Source organism: Flavisolibacter tropicus (assembly GCF_001644645.1).
Lineage (GTDB): Bacteria > Bacteroidota > Bacteroidia > Chitinophagales > Chitinophagaceae > Flavisolibacter > Flavisolibacter tropicus.
Genome location: NZ_CP011390.1, coordinates 1,917,004 through 1,936,847, shown reverse-complemented (window position 1 = coordinate 1,936,847; position 19,844 = coordinate 1,917,004). Strand labels below are relative to the sequence as shown.

16 protein-coding genes and 2 tRNA genes are annotated in these 19,844 nt (G+C 41.0%); 13 read left to right on the top strand and 5 right to left on the bottom strand.

Features of this window, described 5'->3' with window-relative positions; genetic code table 11:
* The first annotated feature begins 26 nt into the window (after positions 1-26).
* From dnaA to SY85_RS08110, 5 genes are all read left to right on the top strand, one after another.
* The gene (dnaA, locus tag SY85_RS08130) at positions 27-1,460 is read left to right on the top strand and encodes a chromosomal replication initiator protein DnaA (protein ID WP_066403346.1); all 1,434 of its coding nucleotides are present in this window, start codon (positions 27-29) and stop codon (positions 1,458-1,460) included.
* Positions 1,461-1,574: 114 nt separating this feature from the next.
* Positions 1,575-1,665: transfer RNA gene (locus tag SY85_RS08125), tRNA-Ser, on the top strand.
* A gap of 62 nt (positions 1,666-1,727) precedes the next feature.
* A tRNA-Pro gene (locus SY85_RS08120) sits at positions 1,728-1,801 on the top strand.
* 306 nt (positions 1,802-2,107) lie between these two features.
* Positions 2,108-2,764: a VIT1/CCC1 transporter family protein gene (locus tag SY85_RS08115; RefSeq protein WP_066403344.1), complete on the top strand. Its 657-nt coding sequence runs from the start codon at positions 2,108-2,110 to the stop codon at positions 2,762-2,764.
* Positions 2,765-2,766: 2 nt separating this feature from the next.
* A complete protein-coding gene (locus SY85_RS08110; protein ID WP_066403342.1) occupies positions 2,767-3,390 on the top strand; it encodes a hypothetical protein in 624 nt (207 codons plus the stop codon).
* An 81-nt stretch (positions 3,391-3,471) separates the two neighbouring features.
* On the opposite strand, the gene SY85_RS08105 is transcribed toward SY85_RS08110, so the two are convergent.
* Both SY85_RS08105 and SY85_RS08100 read right to left on the bottom strand, forming a co-directional pair.
* Entirely contained in the window at positions 3,472-3,861 is a 390-nt protein-coding gene (locus tag SY85_RS08105) for a response regulator (protein WP_066403340.1), read from the bottom strand.
* 3 nt (positions 3,862-3,864) lie between these two features.
* Complete coding sequence (locus SY85_RS08100) at positions 3,865-7,680, bottom strand: ATP-binding protein (RefSeq protein WP_066403338.1); 3,816 nt, start codon at positions 7,678-7,680, stop codon at positions 3,865-3,867.
* Between the two features lie 323 nt (positions 7,681-8,003).
* On the opposite strand from SY85_RS08100, the gene SY85_RS08095 reads away from it, so the two are divergent.
* From SY85_RS08095 to SY85_RS08080, 4 genes are all read left to right on the top strand, one after another.
* The gene (locus SY85_RS08095; RefSeq protein WP_066403335.1) at positions 8,004-9,659 is read left to right on the top strand and encodes a GAF domain-containing hybrid sensor histidine kinase/response regulator; all 1,656 of its coding nucleotides are present in this window, start codon (positions 8,004-8,006) and stop codon (positions 9,657-9,659) included.
* Between the two features lie 164 nt (positions 9,660-9,823).
* Complete coding sequence (locus SY85_RS08090) at positions 9,824-10,345, top strand: hypothetical protein (RefSeq protein ID WP_066403333.1); 522 nt, start codon at positions 9,824-9,826, stop codon at positions 10,343-10,345.
* Positions 10,346-10,479: 134 nt separating this feature from the next.
* On the top strand, positions 10,480-10,902 hold the full coding sequence (locus SY85_RS08085) for a secondary thiamine-phosphate synthase enzyme YjbQ (RefSeq protein ID WP_066403323.1): 423 nt from the start codon (positions 10,480-10,482) through the stop codon (positions 10,900-10,902).
* A 91-nt stretch (positions 10,903-10,993) separates the two neighbouring features.
* On the top strand, positions 10,994-11,848 hold the full coding sequence (locus tag SY85_RS08080; protein ID WP_066403321.1) for an NAD(P)-dependent oxidoreductase: 855 nt from the start codon (positions 10,994-10,996) through the stop codon (positions 11,846-11,848).
* Between the two features lie 130 nt (positions 11,849-11,978).
* Here the strand turns inward: SY85_RS08080 and SY85_RS08075 are convergent, their stop codons facing one another.
* Entirely contained in the window at positions 11,979-12,620 is a 642-nt protein-coding gene (locus tag SY85_RS08075) for a DUF6266 family protein (protein ID WP_066403319.1), read from the bottom strand.
* Between the two features lie 711 nt (positions 12,621-13,331).
* Here SY85_RS08075 and SY85_RS08070 point away from each other — a divergent pair.
* Positions 13,332-13,751 (top strand): hypothetical protein, encoded by a 420-nt coding sequence (locus tag SY85_RS08070; RefSeq protein ID WP_066403317.1) that lies wholly within the window; start codon positions 13,332-13,334, stop codon positions 13,749-13,751.
* 79 nt (positions 13,752-13,830) lie between these two features.
* Here SY85_RS08070 and SY85_RS08065 read toward each other — a convergent pair whose 3' ends face one another.
* Positions 13,831-15,360 (bottom strand): IS1182 family transposase, encoded by a 1,530-nt coding sequence (locus SY85_RS08065; protein WP_066403313.1) that lies wholly within the window; start codon positions 15,358-15,360, stop codon positions 13,831-13,833.
* A gap of 198 nt (positions 15,361-15,558) precedes the next feature.
* Between SY85_RS08065 and SY85_RS08060 the strand changes: the two genes are divergently transcribed.
* The 3 genes from SY85_RS08060 to SY85_RS08050 all read left to right on the top strand — a co-directional run bounded on the left by SY85_RS08060 (position 15,559) and on the right by SY85_RS08050 (position 18,190).
* Complete coding sequence (locus SY85_RS08060; protein WP_066403309.1) at positions 15,559-15,993, top strand: hypothetical protein; 435 nt, start codon at positions 15,559-15,561, stop codon at positions 15,991-15,993.
* 285 nt (positions 15,994-16,278) lie between these two features.
* Entirely contained in the window at positions 16,279-16,629 is a 351-nt protein-coding gene (locus SY85_RS08055) for a hypothetical protein (protein WP_066403307.1), read from the top strand.
* 343 nt (positions 16,630-16,972) lie between these two features.
* Positions 16,973-18,190, top strand: a complete 1,218-nt coding sequence (locus SY85_RS08050) for a serine hydrolase domain-containing protein (protein WP_071890962.1) — start codon at positions 16,973-16,975, stop codon at positions 18,188-18,190.
* Positions 18,191-18,364: 174 nt separating this feature from the next.
* On the opposite strand, the gene SY85_RS08045 is transcribed toward SY85_RS08050, so the two are convergent.
* Complete coding sequence (locus tag SY85_RS08045) at positions 18,365-19,771, bottom strand: CHAT domain-containing protein (RefSeq protein ID WP_066403305.1); 1,407 nt, start codon at positions 19,769-19,771, stop codon at positions 18,365-18,367.
* Positions 19,772-19,844 lie beyond the last annotated feature (73 nt).

Genomic DNA, 19,844 nt, shown 5'->3' with positions numbered 1-19,844 from the left:
ACATATTCTAAAACTGTTCGATATACATGGAGAAAAATGCCAATCTCGTTTGGACCAACTGTTTGTCTATCATAAAAGACATCGTAGAATGGCAGCATTTCAAAACATGGTTTGAGCCCATTAAGCCAGTTGCTTTAAAAGAAAAAATACTAGTCATTCAGGTGCCTAGCCAATTCTTTTATGAGTACTTAGAGGAGCATTATGTAAACCTGTTGGCTAAAACGCTGAAAAGAGAGTTGGGTAAAGATGCCCAGCTGGAATACCGTATTATGGTAGACGGCGGTAACAATTACAATAAGCCCGTAACGGTTGATGTAGCTGGTCATGGCTATAAATCATTTTCCAATAATGAAATGGATTTCCCTTTGGTGGTCAATACACCAGTAAAAAATCCGTTTGTGATACCAGGGTTGAAAAAAATGCATATCGACCCGCAGCTAAATCCTATTTATACATTTGATGCTTATGTAGAGGGCGATTGTAATCGTGTGGCTCGTCGTGCAGGCAAAACCGTTGCAGAAAAGCCAGGTGCTAATTCTTTCAATCCTTTAGTAATATATGGTGGTGTGGGTTTTGGTAAAACGCACCTTGCGCAGGCAATAGGTAATGATGTAAAGCGTTTGCACCCAAATAAAGTGGTGTTATATGTGAGCTCTGAAAAGTTTATCAATCAGTTTGTTGATCATAGCCGCAATAATGCCATCAATGATTTTATTCATTTTTATCAGTTGATCGATGTGTTGATCATTGATGATGTGCAATTCTTTAATAAAGCTGAAAAGTCTCAAGATGCATTCTTTGCCATCTTCAATCACTTGCACCAATCAGGTAAGCAGCTGGTGTTAACTTCCGATAAGCCGCCAAAAGATTTGGAAGGGGTACAAGAGCGTTTATTAAGCCGCTTCCGTTGGGGGTTAAGCGCAGATATTCAAATGCCGGATTATGAAACCCGCATTGAAATATTAGAGCGTAAAATGAAGAATGATGGATTGGAGATGCCATCAGAGGTTGTTAAGTATATTGCTTATAATATTAATAATAACGTGCGCGAGTTAGAAGGCGCATTGATTTCTTTGTTGGCACAATCTTCGCTAAACCGTAGAGAAATAGATTTGGAATTAGCTAAGAAAGTGTTGCGGAACTTTGTAAAATCATCAAGCAAGGAAATTACAATCGATACCATTCAGAAACTGGTGTGTGATTATTTTGATGTGGCCTATGATAAATTGTTGCAAAAGACAAGAAAGCGTGAGATTGTGCAGGCACGTCAGATAACAATGTATTTAGCAAAAGCATTCACGAAAAATTCTTTAAAGACTATTGGAGAACACTTTGGTGGCCGCGATCATACTACAGTTATACACTCTTGTCAAACTGTAAAAGATTTGATGGATACTGATGGTGTATTCAGAGATAATGTAATGGAGTTGCAGCAAAAAGTGCAATTGGCTTCTTTGTAAACATTGAAAGAACGTAGTAAGACCCCAAATTCTAAAATTAATTTTAGAATTTGGGGTTTCTTTTTTTTGGTAATTCGACACTTACCTTTATTTTTGCCACCCCTTGCAAAAGGAGGTGAGGTGGATGAGTGGCTGAAATCAACGGTTTGCTAAACCGTCGTAGGGCCTTAAAGCTCTACCGAGGGTTCGAATCCCTCCCTCACCGCTGAAAAATAAAATGTTATCGGAATGTAAAGAACACTTACCTTTGCAGCCCGATAACAGGACCGGGAAGTAGCGCAGGCCGGTAGCGCACCTGGTTTGGGACCAGGGGGTCGCAGGTTCGAATCCTGTCTTCCCGACAAAAACAAACGAAGGAGTCACAGAAATGTGACTCCTTTTTTTTATTATCAGTCTACCAAAAGAATGATTGCTTTCTCTTTGATCATTTTTCCTTGTATCAATTAGTTTTCAAGCCTGCCATCCCAGATAAGTTAAGATACTAGGCAGCGTCCACAAGTAACTTTGCAAATAAATCTTTCGGTGACCTAAATTTTTCTGCCTCTTGCTGTCAAATAATATGGAGTTTTCAATATGGCCATTATTACGGCGTCAAGAAGTGACAACGGCAGCAAGGGTACGGAGCTTTAGAAGTTTAAATTCTTTTTATGGAAGATTTTGTCAAATCTCCAAGGTTATTGAATCCGATGGATCGAGCGGAAGAAATCTTGTTCGGATTAATAATGGCGCTCAGCTTTACTTGCTCAATTAGTATTGCCAATACTCATCGAGCTGAAATTAGGCAATTACTTGTTGGTGCAATTGGTTGTAATCTGGCTTGGGGGTTTGTTGATGCAACCATGTACCTCATTGGAGTCTTAGCTCAAAATAGCAGAAACAAAATAATATTCGATTCTATTCAAAAAACCTCAGACAAAGAAAAAGCAAGAAGGTGCATTTCTCATGCCTTGCCACCCGTAGTAGCCTCGGTATTAGAGAAAGAGGATTTGGAGCAAATAAGAAGTAGATTAATGAAACTTCCCGGCGTTTCAGGAAAAGTGCATTTGACATTTAATGATATAAAGAGAGCTATAGCTCTTTTTATCCTTGTATTTATTACAACTTTCCCCGTTGTTGTGCCATTTGTATTTATGCATAATACAATGCTTGCTTTAAGAGTTTCAAACTTGGTTGCTATAATAATGATGTTTTTATGTGGGTGGTCGGTGGCTAAATATGCAGGATTCAGTAAATGGAAAATGAGTGCTGCCGTCACTTTAATTGGAATACTGCTGGTGGCAATAACAATTGCATTGGGGGGATAAATATGAAAAAGTATTTATTGTTATTACTAGGCTTTGCCTCATTAAAATTGTCGGCACAAGAGAATAAAATCGATTCTACTAGTTCTCAATGGAAATTTTCAGCCTGGGCTGAATTATTCATTATCCCTGATGAAAAGGATTTTTTTAATCCTACTTTTTATGCCCGACACAAAACGCTACACCTGGAAGGCCGCTATAATTATGAAGACAAGAACACCGCATCTCTTTGGGCAGGACGGAGATTTAAGTTTGGCAAAGCCGTTGAGTTTGTACTGGTGCCCATGGGGGGCGTTGTTTTTGGAAATACAAATGGTATAGCGCCTGGTTTAGAAACGGAGATCATTTATAAGAAGTTTGATTTCTATTCTGAAAGTGAATACCTGTTTGACTTTAAAACGAAAGAAAATAACTTCTTTTATACGTATTCAGAATTAGCTATAAGACCAATTAAGGCAATACGTACAGGTCTTATGGCTCAAAGGACAAGGTTGTTTGAATCCGATCTGGAACTTCAGCGCGGCCTATTTGCTGAATACTATTTTGGAAGGTGCAGGGCAGGCTTTTTTTATTTCAGCCCTTTTAGTTCAGATAATTTTGGAGTAGCATCTTTTAGTGTAGATTTCTAGCTACCCCAAAGTTTATAAAACACCCCTTCTTTCTTTCGACTTTGTGTGACTACCTCTTGGGCATCTATTTGGATCTGGTTGTTATACTAAAACTTTACCCAACACCTCTGTCAACAATCGTTTCAACTCATTGTAATCAGTAGGCTTGGTAATAAAGTAATTAGCGCCCAGGTTGTGAGCAATTTCTGCCTCTTGCTTCTGTGATGAAGTTGTATACATAACTACCGGAATAGTTGCCAGGTGATTGGTTTGTCTCAGATGTTTTAAAATCTCCCAGCCACTAACCTGCGGTAAATTAAGGTCCAGAAAAATGACATCAGGCAATACTTTCGTTGAGGTATTCCATTCAGTTAAGGCAGACTGTGCATTTTCAAAATGCTGAAAATGTAAATTGTTGTCTACCTCTTCTAAGGCTTCTTGAAACAGTTCTGCATCGTCCCTGTCGTCATCAACTAAAACAACTCTCTTCATAGTTTATATACTCTTGCGATTTTGTATGATCGGAAGATGAATAGAAAAACTAGCGCCTTTATCCAATTCTCCTGTTGCTTCAATATACCCTCCATGGCGTTCTACGATCCTTTTACATAAGGACAATCCTAAACCTGTACCTTCAAATTGATCCTTTGAATTGAGGCGTGTAAAGCTTTCAAATATCTTTTCGGCATACTCCTGCTCAAAACCAATTCCGTTGTCCTGTACTTTGATCAATGTCCATTCTTTTTCATGGCCATGTTCATCAGTTGCATCTATATCTATTACAGGCGGCGTGTCGGGTTTAGAGAACTTCAATGAATTATTGATCAAATTATAGAATAGCTGGTACAGCAATACTGCAGATCCTTCTATAACCGGTAGCGCTGAATACCGAATAACAGCCTTTTTCTGCGTGATAAGTAACTCCAGGTCAGATTCAATGTTTTGTATAAGCGTGCTAAGTTGAACCGCTTCTATTCTTTGATCACTAGTATTGAGAACCGAATAGTTTAATACCCCTTCAATCATGGAAAACATCCTATCGGAAGCTGAATTGACTTTTTGTACGAAAGTAGTTGAGCGTTCCGTTAACGAGTTGCCTGGATCATCGGCCAAGCGACCAATAAAGGTTTTGATCTTACGCAGTGGCTCTCTTAGATCATGACTGGCTACGTGTGCAAATTGCTGCAACTCACTGTTAGAGCGTTTTAAGGAAACATTCAATTCCGACAATTCTGCTGTGCGCTTTTTTACTTCCGCTTCCAGTATGGTTGCATGTTCTTTAGATGCGTGTATATCGGTGGCACTGCCAAACCATTTAATGATATTGCCATCTTTATCTTTGTAAGGATATCCGCGACTTAAATACCAGCGATAGCTGCCATCCTTCATTTGTACACGGTGCTCCGCCTGATATACTGTTCCATGTTCCAGTGCTTGACTCCAGGCATTTTCAGTAGCTTTCGCATCATCCGGGTGAACAAGTCCTTGCCAGGACCAAGTATCATCTTCATTTTTATAGGCACCAGCAAATTCGGCTACCCGGTCATTATAATAAGTAATCTTACCAGCCTCATTAGCAGCCCAAACTAATTGTGGAACAGCATTGGCCAATTCATTTAATTCTTTTTCACTTTGCTCTAATTTTTTCCGGCTTATTACCTGCTCAGTTACGTCTAGCCCTACTGCAATGATAGATGTGATCTTATTGTCGTCATTGCGCAATGGCTGATAAATAAAGTTTAAGTATACCAATTCCGGCTTTCCAAAACGAACCAGTTCTACGGGTATTTCGTAAGCCTTGTGTATTCTTCCGGTGGTAAATACATCTTCCAGTAAATAGCCAAAACCCTGCTCCGCTATTTCAGGGAGGGCTTGTAAAATAGGTCTGTTGATAACCTCTTCATGGCTTCTGCCCCAAAGCTCAAGCGCTTTTTCATTAGCCAATTCAATGACAAAGGATGGACCTTGCAATAGGGTAGTGGCTATCTGTGATTGTTGAATTATATCTTTCAGGTTCTTGGCTGCAGCAATACGGGTCTTTGAAATTTTAATATTGGCATCTACCCGGGCCAGCAATTCTTTAGCTGAGAAAGGTTTTACCAGGTAATCATCAGCTCCGGCTTCTAATCCTTCCACCTTAGCTTCTTCGCCAGCGCGTGCCGACAATAGAATAACAGGTATCATTTTACTGTCTGGGTGCTGACGCACTTTTTCAAGCAAACCAAATCCATCCAGTCGAGGCATCATTACATCAGTGAGTAATAGGTCTGGATAATGTTGCAATACTTTTTGATAGGCGTCTTCTCCATCCACAGCTGTAATTACTTCAAACTGCACAGACAATAAGCGCTCAAGATATTCGCGCATATCCCTGTTGTCATCTGCTACCAGCACTTTGTATTTTTTATCTGAAGGAGGTGTGTCTAGTAATGAAATTTCTTTTGAAGAAATGGGCAGGCCTGCTTCCTGCAACTCTGATTCTGATGTAGGGATCCATTTCATGGCCTCCTGTACAAAAGCATTTGCATAGCGCGTGGTTATAGGTGCCGCCGCGTCTTTTACTATTTTGTTTTCTGGTAAATGGTCTAAGCCTACCGGAATAGCCACTGTAAATGTAGAGCCTTTCCCAACGGTACTTTCTACATCTATAACGCCTTGGTGTAATCGTACCAGTTCTTTAACCATAGCCAGGCCAATACCGGATCCTTCCTGGCTTCTGCCTTGTATATTCTCAATTCGGTGAAAACGGTCAAAGATCTTACTCAGATGATCTTGCGGTATACCAACGCCTGTATCTGTAACTGAAAACAGGATCTTCTGACTCACTTCTTTTACGGAAATAGATATTGTTCCTTCTTTACTGTATTTGAAGGCATTGGATATAAGGTTGAGTACAATCTTTTCCCACATATCTACATCTACATACACATCCGATTGAATAGCGCTGTAATCAAATTTCAACTGCATGCCAGCCTTCTCAATGGCTGATCTAAAGGTGCTGGCCAACTCTTGTGTAAACGAGCAAATATCCACTTTGGTAAAACGACCTTCCAATCGTCCTGCTTCAATTCGGGAGAATTCCAGCAAGGTGTTTACCAACCGCTGCATGCGCAAGGCATTCCGATAGGCAACGTCCATGCGCACCTTGTTTTCACCAATGGTATCAGGGTCATTCATTACTTCTTCAATAGGCCCTAATAGTAAGGTTAGTGGCGTTCTGAATTCATGGCTGATGTTAGAAAAGAAGATGGTTTTTGCTTTGTCAATTTCGGCGAGCGCTTCTGAACGTTTACGTTCTTCCTCCAATACATGCACATCGGCAAAGGCGGTAGCTACCTGGTCGCCTACCAATGTTATAAAGCTCAAATACTTTTCATTCAGCAGCCGGTATGGATTTGCACCAACAGACAGTATGCCATATGGTTCATTGATCCCGGTTTGTATAATGGGTATAATAATACCTTGTGTTGGCGGCACCTGCCATGCACCAGTAGGTACAGTTGGTAGCCTCTCTTTGGGGTTTTTAAACACTTGAAGCTCTCCGGTATACAGCGCCATATTTATTGCAAGTGCAACAGGATCATCAGAGTTTAAGTGAATATCTTTTGGAAATATTTTCTGTTCTGCATCTAACAGTGTTGAGCGCTCCAGAATGGCTTTGCCATCGGCGATAGTCCGGAATAGAGCAAAAGGGAAATCATATGGGTTCTCCTGTAAGGTATAGATGGTCTTTTCAATAACATCCCGGTTGCTTTGGCAATCCGTTAATCGCTTACCCAATTGCGTTAGCGTCCGTAATTGACGTTCGCTGATGATTTTATCAGTGTCGTCCGTATTGGCACAAAACATCCCTTCTGTCTTTCCATCATCACCAGGTATGGGAGTATAGGAAAAGGTATAGTACGTTTCTTCCGGGTAGCCATTGCGCTCCATGATCAGTAGCTGCGACTCCACATACGTGCCTTCATCTTTTTCCATAACCTGCTTAAGCATAGGCTCAATATCTCTCCAGATGTCTTTCCACACCATAGAGGCAGGCGACCCCAGCGCCCAGGGATGCTTGCCCCCTACAATGGCCTTATAAGGATCGTTATAGAACTTAATGAGGTCTTTCCCCCAGCCAATCCATATGGGCTGGCGGGATGTAAGCATAATGCGAATACAAGTACGTAAACTTTGAGGCCATTTTTCAAAAGGGCCCAGAGGTGTTGATGACCAGTCAAACTTTCTGATCATTTCACCCAATTCTCCACCGCCGGCTAAAAATTCAAGGGTATGGGCCGGCCTTCCACTAATGGTTGTAGACTGCATGGTTAAGAGTATGAAGCCGAAATTACTATTTATTCTGACTTATAATTAGTTGTATACCTTGAATTTGGTGTGGTAAGAGAACTACAGGGGTAGTCGGTTTAAGAGTATTTGGGAGTAGCTAAAAACGGGCTTTTGTCTAAGTGCCAGTCTATGCTCTCCGCATTTAGTTAAACTGAAATGGGGTAAAATGCTTAACTGCACCTATAGGAGTCACTTGAATATATCTATTTAGGGATGATAGAGTTGGCTAATGATTCTAGTCAAAGTAGGCGTGAATTCAATAAAATCCGCTTTTTTTGCGTAAATATCCTATGTAATACTTTATGTTAGCTGCCCCTCTACCTATTAATGAAGAAAAGCGGATACAGGATTTATACGCTTACCAAATTCTGGATACAGAAGAAGATCAAGACTTCAACCACCTGGTTGAACTGGCAGCGTTCATTTGCCAGACCGATTTTTCCGTCATCAATTTTATCGATAAACACAGACAATGGGGGAAAGCCAATTTTGGATTAGGCGACACAACAATGGTGCGTGAAGGCTCTATGTGTGCACATACCATTCTACAGAATGATCTTTTCCTGGTAGAGGATCTCTTAGAAGATGAGCGCTTTTTTGATAATCCATTTACTATAGAAGCAGGAATTCGGTTTTATGCTGGTGCACCTATCCGTTCGCCTAAGGGGTATAACCTTGGCGCCTTGTGCGTTTGTCATACCCAGCCCAAAACACTAAACGAAGAACAAAAGAATGCCATTCGCAAGCTAACACAGCAAGCTGGTATTTTATTGGAGGTGCGTAAGCAAAATAAAGAACTGCAGCGGTTGGCTATAACTGAAAGGGAGCTAAAGCAAGAGGCTGATGCAGCTCGTGCGGCACAGGAACAATTTCTTTCTACCATGAGCCACGAAATCAGAACACCACTGAATGGTATCATAGGTATTGTAGAAATTCTTCAAACTGAAGCCCCAAAGCCAGAACAGCAGGCCTATATCAATACACTACAGTTCGCTTCTAAAAACCTGCTTTCGATTGTAAATGATATTCTGGACTACAACAAAATCACTTCAGGTAGTGTAATGCTTGAAGAAGTGGAGTTTAGCCTGCCAAAGCTGGTAGATGAAGTACGCAAAACACATGATCCCAAAGCAAAAGAAAAAGGTATTTGCCTTAAAGCTACTCTTGATAAAGGAGTGCCGGAAGTGGTAGTGGCAGATCCCACCCGCTTAACGCAGATCCTCAATAACCTGATAGGGAATGCTGTAAAATTTACATTGGAAGGAAGCGTAAGCCTGCATGTTAAGCCTATAACTACAACCGCGCAATCGGTTGACCTGCTATTTGAAGTAAAAGATACGGGAATTGGTTTTAGCAAAGAACAGGAGCAGCGCATTTTTGAGCAGTTTATGCAGGCGCATACCGGCGTAAACCGGCAGTTTGGGGGTACAGGACTGGGGCTGGCTATTACTAAAAAACTGGTAGAGGCTATGGGGTCTTGTATACAGGTAGCTTCTACGCCAAACGTAGGCTCTAGCTTTTCGTTTCAACTGAAGCTAAAAGCCATACAGCCAACAGTAGTAAAAGAAATAAAAGAAGACTCATGGGCAGATAAGTTAAGTGGCCTGAGTGTGTTGATTACAGAAGATAATCCTATTAATGTAATGGTAACCCGCAAATACCTGGAACGCCAAGGAGTAGTTGTAGATGAAGCCAACAATGGCGAGCAAGCAATTGCTAAGCTGGCTAATAAAAACTACGACCTGATATTAATGGATATGCATATGCCGGTGTTAGATGGTGTTGAGACTGTAAAGAAGCTGCGGCAGGAAAAAAGCTACACAGGACCAGTGCTGCTAATGACAGCCGATGCAATAGCCAGTAAAGAGGTGTTGGATATGGGCTTTAACGATGTATTGTTGAAACCCTTTCATGCACAAGAGCTTTACCAGAAAGCAAAAGCGCTTACTGCTGTTTAGTGTAGAATTGTTGTAAGAAAAGAAGTGTGTTGCCGGATGATCTGTTCAAAATGCTTTTTTCTAAGAAGTACACTATAGCAATTAATTATGGTTTTTAAGGAATAGGTAAGTAGGGTGAAATTCGTTTTGTGTAATGCTCTAAATTGCCTGTCTAATCTTAACATATGAAAAAGACTATTTTCTTTCTTCCTTTATTCCTCCTGTGTTTATTCAGTTGTGAAAAAGTAAATGAATTACTCACGTTTGAAATAAAGAACTCAAGCAATATTAAAATACCTGCTACAGGATTAATTAACGTACCTGTTATTTCGCCTGTTCCAGCTACGGTTAGTTCCCAGGAGTCGTTTAAAAACAATAATACAAGCGCCAACCTGGTAAAAGATGTCAGTTTAACTAAATTGTCGCTTACCATAATAGATCCCGCAGCAGAGAATTTCGATTTTTTGAAAACGATCAAAATTTACATAGGAACGGATAATTCAGACAAAGTACTCCTGGCATCGCTGGATAATGTGCCTACCGGTGTTTCTGCAATTGATTTAGTACCAGGTTCTTCAAAACTAGATAAGTATATAAAAGCCGAGAGCTTTACACTTTACACAGATGTGACGTTACGCTCTAGCGTGGCAAAAGAGTTAACTGTAAAGGCAGACTCAAAATTTAAGGTTACAGCAGACCCGCTGTAAAGCATAAAAGATAAACCAACAAACAAGGTCCTAGTTTTATAGGACCTTGTTTGTTTTTATACCTATTCAGAATTGCATGCTTTTAGTATTGAATCATTGCTTTAAACTTTGTAAATAGAAAATACGGTTGGTACATGAAGATCTATCAGCAAACCATAGCATTACCCCAAAAGCGTAGAGGCTTTCACCTCATCACTGCAGAAGTAGAGCAGGCCTTGCCTCAATTAGGTGAGATAACAACAGGACTTTGTCAGGTATTTATTCAGCATACATCGGCCTCGCTAACCATTAATGAAAATGCCGACCCTACAGTGCGCAAGGACTTTGAAATGTTCTTCAATAAAACAGTAAAGGAAAACGATTCCGACTATGCACACGATTATGAAGGGCCCGATGATATGCCGGCTCACCTGAAAGCATCCCTATTGGGTAGCTCGGTATTGATACCCATACGTAATGGACAATTAGCACTGGGAACCTGGCAGGGTATCTATCTTTGCGAGCACCGCAACCAGGGAGGCTCTAGAACCTTGGTAATTACGGCTTGGGGCACTTGATGGTTCCTGCCAAGGCAGTTGAGTTCCTGTTGTTAAATAGCTAGAAAGCCTGTAGTGTTTAATTTTAAAACTTGTAATTAATAAAAAGGATATGGATAAGAAAGCATTTTTAGGAATGGGATTATTGGGTTCCAACTTTGTGAAGGCTATGGCCAAAAGAGGGGAGAGCGTGCAGGTGTGGAACCGTACCACAGCAAAGGCTATGGGGCTGGAACAGTTTGGTGCAACCGCTTTTGCAGATGTGAAAGAAGCGGTACAGGGTGTCACCCGCATTCATGTAACCTTGAAAGATGATGTATCGGTAGATGAAGTGCTGGAAGCTGCCAGTGCTGGCTTTACACCTGGTGCTATTATTATAGATCATACCACTACATCTAAAGAAGGTGTTATTCGCAGAACGGCTTACTGGAAGGAGAGAGGCGTTACTTACCAGCATGCACCGGTGTTTATGGGCCCAGCCAATGCACTGGATAGTACCGGTTATATGCTGATTTCGGGCGATGAAGCGCTAATTAAAACGCTGGAGCCGGAACTAAAGCCAATGACTGGTAAGCTAATTCATTATGGACCGGAAGTAGGCAAAGCAGCCTCTATAAAACTGATAGGCAACGCCTTCCTGGTTTGTTTTGCTTTTGGCTTAAGAGACATGATGGGTGTGGCAAAAGCGCAAGGCGTAGGGGTTGATGATATACTGAAATTATTTCAAGATTGGAACCCCGGTGCACAGGCCGATGCACGCCTGAAGCGATTATCTATGGATGATCATACCAATCCTTCCTGGGAGCTAGCCATGGCTAGAAAAGACACTCAGTTGTTCTTGGATTCTGCTCAACAAAACAACATCCAACTCTCACTCTTACCTGCTATAGCTGGTGTAATGGATCAATGGATAGAAAAAGGCTTTGGTAACAACGATTGGACGATTGTAGGTAAAGACTTTTCGTAATAAAGAAAGTATTGTCTGTATAATATCAGAAGCGAAGGTGAGGAGATATACCTGACCGATTGCTTATATAACAAGCCCGCTGTAGACACAGCGGGCTTTAACAATTAATATTATGACTAAGCAATAAAACTTATGCGATAACTAACTGCCCTGTATATACGCTATTGGCTACCTCTTTGCCATTGGCCGACAGGAACCCCATCCAGGTGTGAACCGTTTGCCCGCTAAAGGCACGGGTATCGATATTCGTTGTACCTCCTCTGCGTGTTGCATCGGTAATGCTATAGATACTGCGGTCCATCATTGGGCAATAGATCACTACTACAGCTTTGTCGGTTTCCAGGGCCTTGCCGGTGCCGGTATTATTGGCCCATGAAAAAGTTACCGTTCGGTCAATGCCAGCATTGGCACTTGCTCCCGAAGCTCCCGGCAGATCGCCTCGGCTAATCAGCACTTGCGGATAGTCGAGCGTAAAGTCGGGTGAAGCACCGGTAACAGCATTTTTCAATAAGAATGAAGTAGCACTGTTGCGGCCGGTTTTTTTGATAGCGTAGTCTTTAAAGGTGTAATCCAGTAGTGCACCCATGGTTTGCACAAATTTGGTTACTAAACGGAATTTCGACTGCTGGTCCAGCTGTGCCTGGCTTGGTGCTGCTTTACTGCTGCGAGTAGGTTTGCTACGAACATAATTAATACCTCTCCAGCTGCTGCCTACTACAGTGCCTACTAAACCATTTACGGGGCCTAAAATGCCCTTACTAATACGAGCCATAAAAAATAAAATTTTAGTGATTTAAAAATTGATTTAATAATAAATGTCCTTTTTACTATTAGCTGCTGTAACCGGTGTAGCAGTGGTGAGTAACGATGACAGTGCAAACATACCATAGCGCCAAAGGGTCACTTCCCTGTTTGGGCACGTTTGGGAACGTTTGGGCACAAAATGGCACGAAAAGGCACGTTTGGGCATTTTTGGGAACGTTTGGGCACGTTTGGGCACGTTTCCCCCACTTTAGGAAATGAAAGTTGGATATCTAAACGTAATACATGGTTGAAAATGAGCTTATTGCATCATTTGGGTTTGAGATCCTTCGAGGCTTGTTCGGGACTGCTTCGAGACGCCTTCGGAAATCTCCGAAGAAGTTCAAAACAAGGGTAAAAGAATGAAGGAAGAAAAGCTTAAAGAAGAAAAATTAAGAGGGGCTACAAAGATAACAATGCTGGATAAAATGGGCAGTGTATAAGGATATGCAGGTGCGTTTTTCAGGTTGCCTGTTTAACATAACCAAGTTCGTTTCTTTGTTGCCGGAGGGCAGAAGATAAGCAGGAAACAAGCTTCTGGCAACAAAGGATGCGCACCTGCAACTACTTGTAAATGTGCCGGGTAGACTAAATTCTAAGAAAGGTGATAAACTGAAAGTGGTTCGTATATTTGATAGTTATACAACAACAATAACAACCTTTATTTTCAGAGAACCTTCTAATGAGCCAGCTACCTGCTAACGTATTTCAATTTGTAAGAGCCAATAAATGGCGAATTCTAATTGTTGTTGCTACCGCTTTAATAGTCATCGCTGTAGGCTTTTTTCAGAAGAAAGAAGATGCCGTTATTGAGCAAAAGGGTGTCTATGTAGTTGGGTACATTACAAAGTATGAAGTGACTACCCGAGGCCAGATTGTCTATTATCAGTTTAAATTTAAAGGCCAAGTGTATCAAAGTAGTAAGCATATCACTTTAGGGGGGAATATTGTAGGAAACAGGTATTTAGTGCAGGTGCTTCCTTCAAATCCGCAGCAATGCCGACTACTGGCCAATTATCAATTCTACAGGCAAACCAACGTTAAACAGCCTGAAGATGGCTGGATAGAAATACCTAATGAAGCGCATTATCATGAATTGTGATGCCTGATGCCGTTGTATAACACGAGTGGCTGTTGCACAACTCGGAACTAAAACAGTATTTGTATGTGGTTTTTTGATTTTAGCAAGCGTAGCTTAAGCTGGTTTGTATTTGCTCTCCTCTTCGGCTGTAGAGAACCGGTAGCCAGTACAGCATAACCAGTAGCTGGCCAAGCGTTTTTTCGCCTTTGCCTTCGGCTTTCCCCATCCATTTTAGGAGTCTTTTCAAATTATAACACACGGCGGCCATCAGCAAACACTTGTTGGCCAGCTGGATGCCTCTTGTGTTCACTCGTCGCATCCCTAAAAAGTTCACCAGGGTACCAATCACCGGTTCGACGGTGGCTTGCCTAAGCCGTTTCATACGTTTGGCTTTGCGGGTTTGTAGCCGGAGATGCATCTCATCATAGAGGGGTTTGTCTACAGTGTCTTCAATCTTTTTAAAATCACTTTTACCAATACAGGTTTTTCTCAAAGGGCAGTTCCTGCAATCCAAAGAACTGCTTCTGTAGACCCGCATCTGGTACGTGCCATCATGAGAGTCCTTGATGCGTTTAAAAGGAAGCCTTACTCCCCGGGAGCATTGGTAATAATCCCCGCCGGCAAAATAGCGGAAGCCTTCCCGGGTGGGTTTATATTGCCCAAAGTTGGGGATATAGCCGGTGACACGGTACTGCTTCAGTGCTTTTAGGGCCTCCGAAGAGGAGTAGCCCGCATCGCAGAGTACTTCTTTTACTTTTAAGCCTACCGCCTTTACATTGTCAATGGTATGCCGGAGTAATGAGGGCAAACACTGCGAGTCTTTTTTACTGGCATAGTCGGCCTGTATACAAGTAATAACGTGATGGGCGGTATCGACACTGAGTTGCCCCAAATAGTTTAACTGGCGGGGCTTGCCGGGTTTGACGGCCACACGGGCATCCCCATCGGTAGTGCTGTAGTGGGTGTGGTTGGAGACAAAGCGAGCCCGCCATCCACCACTGGGCCGCCCTTTGTAGGCCTTCCGCTTCCAGCCGTGATGCCACTGCACTTGCTGGTGTTTGAAGACGGAGACGGTTTGCTTTTCTGTTTGCTCTTCGTCCTCTGCATCTTCACCGAGTTCACCTGCATAGGCTTCCCCGTCCTGCACAATTTCTTTTTCTTTTAAGGAGTCCATCGACGCATTGGCTTTGACATGCACCGAGTCCAGGGCCTGGCGTTTGCCCTTCACCATGCCTTGTTGCACACACTGGCGTAAGACCCGTTTGAAGAGTTCTTTAAAGACCTCTTCACCCAGAAGTTGACGCGTGCGGCTGATGGTAGAATGCCAGGGCAGCGGTTCGTCCAGGGAGTAACCGATAAAGTACAAAAGATCCAGGCGCAGGCTGACGGTCTGGATGATTCTTCGATCGCTTAAGAGGTTCTCGAGATAACCAATTAAAATGAGTTTGAAGAACACCACCGGGTCCAGCGATTTGTGGCCCTCACGGCCATAGTACTTTTGGGTGGCTTCATAGAGCCACTCCACATCCATGATTGCTTTTAAGCGGCGGTAGAAGTTGTCACGCGGCACCCGCTCCGAGAGGCGGAAGGAAGCAAGGCGCTTGTCTTGAAAAGGTTTCTTTCCTTGCATGGTTTAATTTACCACTTTTACAGTGGCTTTAGGAGGCTGAGTTGTGCAACAAGCACACGATATTGCTGCAATGGTGGAAGCATACCTGTAACCAGCATAACAATTCGAATCAACCCCTTACCTTTAATCCTACAACAGGATCACGGACGGCCACCACTGGCAGCAATACTTGTTCCGTTAGCGGTAACTTAACTCTCTATGCAATTATCTGATAATAACAGAACCCCACTTTTACTTTCTCTTCATAAGCAAATTGAAGACTATGCCAATGCTAAAGCAAAGGCTATTTTGGAAGGTAAGCCCTTATCCATTACTTATCCTCCTAATGGAGGGTTGACAGAAGCAGAAGCACAAGCATTAACACAGTTGAAAGGAAATGAATCAGTAATGACAGCCCTTCGTAAACTGTTAGCCAATAATACTGCCGAAGTTTTCTTCTCCTTTTTCAATACCCTCGACGGCACTACAGCTCCCGACATTGAAACAGAAAAGTGGTCTGGAGTATTTCTAATAGATAAGCCAGAAGACCTTGAAGAAGATATGCCGTTTCTGCATGATGACTTTTATGGGACCTACTGGGAATGGAAAGAAAAGCGTGGTGATAAGGGTTGGTCGTTGGATATGCTAGAATAAGCAGCCGCTAATACAGGTTTCCCAAAATACAGGAGGCAGTACATAGGCTCAACTAATCAATTCTATTTATCTTAGTACCAACCTGAGCGGCATGAACACCGACTACCTGTACTTCGGAAAGCTTCACTACGTTATCAGCAATGAGTGAGAACCTCCAAAATGAGAAAGCGTAAATCAATTCCTTTTTATATTGTTTGTTTCTGCTTGGCTCTGATAGTAGTCAGTAGTTTATTTGCAATGTTATGGCAACCGAGCTTTGAACATGGCATTATATCAATTAAAATAATGGATAGCTATGTTGCTTATAATTTGTGGGGGTTCTTTGTTTCTGTGTTACTGCTAATAATTTTTATTTACTTCTTTGTAAGACTTTATTATTCTCCAAGGAGAGACAAGGCCGCATTCATAACGGCTTTGTCAACAGGGATTGTTTTTATTTTCCTTATTGATTATATAACTTATGGATGGACATCTTACCCGCCCTTAGCTTCTTTAGGTATAAGCCAACTGACTGAAGAGAAGTACAACCTGATACTGTTAGTCATTAAAAGCATTATGGCTATCGCTATCGTTCTTTTGTTTTTTAGATGGTACAAACTGAAGAACAGTGCTGCTAACACAGGATCGGTAAAATAGCGGATGACGTGCTATCTTTCAGCTTCAAACAACAAACAACGCTAGCAAGGAAATGAAGCAGCAAATTTTCAAATTCCGCTACTTCACCAATCCTCGCTCCGTTAGCGATAAGCTATCTGATTATTCATCTTTTGCAAGAGGTGCTAGATGTTATAGCAAGTATCAGTCTTGTGTTTTAAGACCGCAAATACATTCATAGACAACTTACTTTTTCGTAAACGGTTTCATCGGCTTTAGTGAACTTTTATGTATGGCCTGTTAAAGTCTCTAAAATAGTAATACGAAGCATATCGTAGTTGAAAGCTTTTATATATGTTTGTTGTAAAATATTTCAAACAATTACATGTGTAAAAAACAATTAAAAGCTTTCTACGCTATTTCCTTACTTGCGTTTGGAGCTCCTTATTTATGCAGTGGCCAAACCAATACAAAAGGTCCTGTCAACATACACCACTCATTCGCTGGGCAAACACAAACTATTAAACCCATTATTCAGAGTGACAACAAACTCAAAAGTCAAATAGACACCATTGTTCAAAAAGCTACAATACCTTTTATTAGCGATACTTCAAAAGTTGGACTTTCAATTGGTATCTACAAAAATGGCGAAGTGCATTATTATAATTACGGCACCACACAAAAAGGAAAGCAAAGTTTACCAACAAATAAAACGGTTTATGAGATAGGCTCAATATCTAAAACATTTACAGGAACATTACTTGCCCAAGCAGTTAAAGACAAAAAAGTAAAATTGGATGATGACATTAGAAAGTATCTTGACGGCAATTACCCTAACTTGGAATATCAAGGAAAGCCAATAAAGCTATCGCATCTGGTAAGTCATATTTCAGGACTTCCTTTTTTCCTTCCTGACAATCCGGATCTTTTTAAAAAACCAAATTTTGATACTTTACCTTTTACTATTTCCAAAATTCAACAGAACTATTCAAAACAAAAGTTCTTTGACGACTTGCATACCGTTCAATTAGACACCATCCCGGGGTATAAATTTCATTATTCAAATGCAGGTGCTCAGCTTCTAAAGTTCATTTTGGAAAAGGTGTATAAAATGCCATATGACAAACTTTTAAGTGAATACATAACCAAGCCTTTGAAAATGCAAAACACCAATTCTCTATATACAAAGAATGACGCTACACTTTTGGTAAAAGGTTATAATGATAAAGGAAAACTTATGCCATACAATCCACAAATACTTGATGCAGCCGGTGGCATATTTTCAACAACATCTGATATGCTGCAGTATTTGAAATTTCATTTAGACGAAAACAATGAAGTGGTTGCCTTATCACACAAAGTAACGATGGGTGAGATTAATGATTATGCAATTGGGCTGAATTGGCAAGAGCAAATAACATCAAAAAAGCAAAAAAAGATTTGGCAAAGTGGTGGGACATTTGGTTTTTCAAGTTACTGTGTAATCTATCCAGAGAGTAAAGTTGGAATTGTTCTTTTGACAAATGAATCTGATCCAGGATCACAACATGGGCTTGAAGGAATCGCAGAAGAAATCGTGGCACAATTGAACAACGTAAAATAGATCTGCCCCCATCTGTCGGAAGTATGCCGCCTGGCTTAGGGTGCATAGGGTACTTGTGCCGTGCTATGATAAGCACAGACTGTTGTTAGTAAGACCTCTCTGACAGTACGGCGCAAGAACGCCCACCTGTAATAACCTGCCTGCAAGCTTGCACCAAATGGAGGGATTGTGCATCTATCTTATACCATAATCTACGCCTACTAATGAAAAGCTTGCCCAGTGAGCGGGATTAGGAAATTTATTTTTGGTATCAAGAATTGCTTTTCTTAAATGTTCTGCTGGAATAAAATATTCTGAGTTAGCTAAATGAAAGAAAAAACGATTCATAAGGTAGGCTGTTGCATTATCATCAACACTCCATAAACTTGTAATCACCTGGTTACTGCCACTCAAAATAAATGACCTGGCAAGAGATCCAGCAATACCAGCCTCTGTTGCCTTGCCTAATCCGGTTTGGCAAGCCGATAATATTACCAGTTCAGGCATGGCAAAGTCCTTCTTTAATCGCAAGTCCTGTATTTCCTTTGATGTTAAAAATGGATCATCTCCGCTTAATACTAAATAGCTTTTGTCTTTAGGATTTTCGGCATTTGACATACCATGTGTAGCAAAATATGCAATGTCAGAGTGATTTAAAGATTCAATAACAAGCGCTTTTGATGCCTCTTTACCTTTTAATAAACTGTATCGTGCAGCATATCGTAAAGCGCTGTCAATCTCTCTTTCTGCTCCTGGTAAATCTGGAAAAAAATACTCACTATTCTTAGGATAGTCAGGGTTTGAAATAAATAAAGGATTTTCTATTGAAAATTTTATGAGACCTTCAGCGAAGTCTGTTGAATTTATGGCTACATCAAAATCCTTTATATATTCAACGTTCATTCCCAAGGCTTTTATTACTCTCGATCGTAAGCCAACGAAGTCAACTAAAGTTGGAGCAATCGTAAAACTGCATTTGTCTATAAGGTAAGAATCGTCTTTATATGGCTTCAATAAATGGAAGGGTAAAACACCTATATTCAAACAGGGGATGATAATTAAATGCCGATACTTATCACTAAACTTACTCGGTAGCAAAAGAGATGTTAGATCAGAAGTTATTTTACTTAAACTCTGTCCCGTGTTCTCTTCCTTTTTGTCAATCCTTATTCCTCCTCGTAACGTGGGGGCTCGATTGGCAGTTAAATTATAGAGGTTTAGCGCATAATTTAAATCATCACTTAGTTTTAAAAGGGCTTCTTTTTTAATGGGTATTGCTGTTTCCTCTATTACGTTACCTGGTTCAACGAAAACCCTTTTCAATGTATCTCTATGAAAGAAGTAGAGCAGGATGCCTATCCCTTTGTCTTTGGGGTAAAGTCTGGAACATAGTTTTGCAAAATCTTCATTGGAATTTAAATTATTTGACTTGAAGTCTTTTATAGTTTTTTGGATTTCGGTTGGTTGCAGGGCCCTTGTATTACTAAGTTCAATGAATTGTTCTAAATAGATTGTATAGGAACTGTCTGTTATCTGAGAGTAAATCGAAAAATGAACTAGACAAAAAATAAGGAGTAAAGAGTGTTTTAGCATGACTTGCATTTGACTAGTTTAATTTAGAAGTATCCTTTTCTTGACTACTTTATACAGCGGAAGATGTGAAAGTATTAATTAT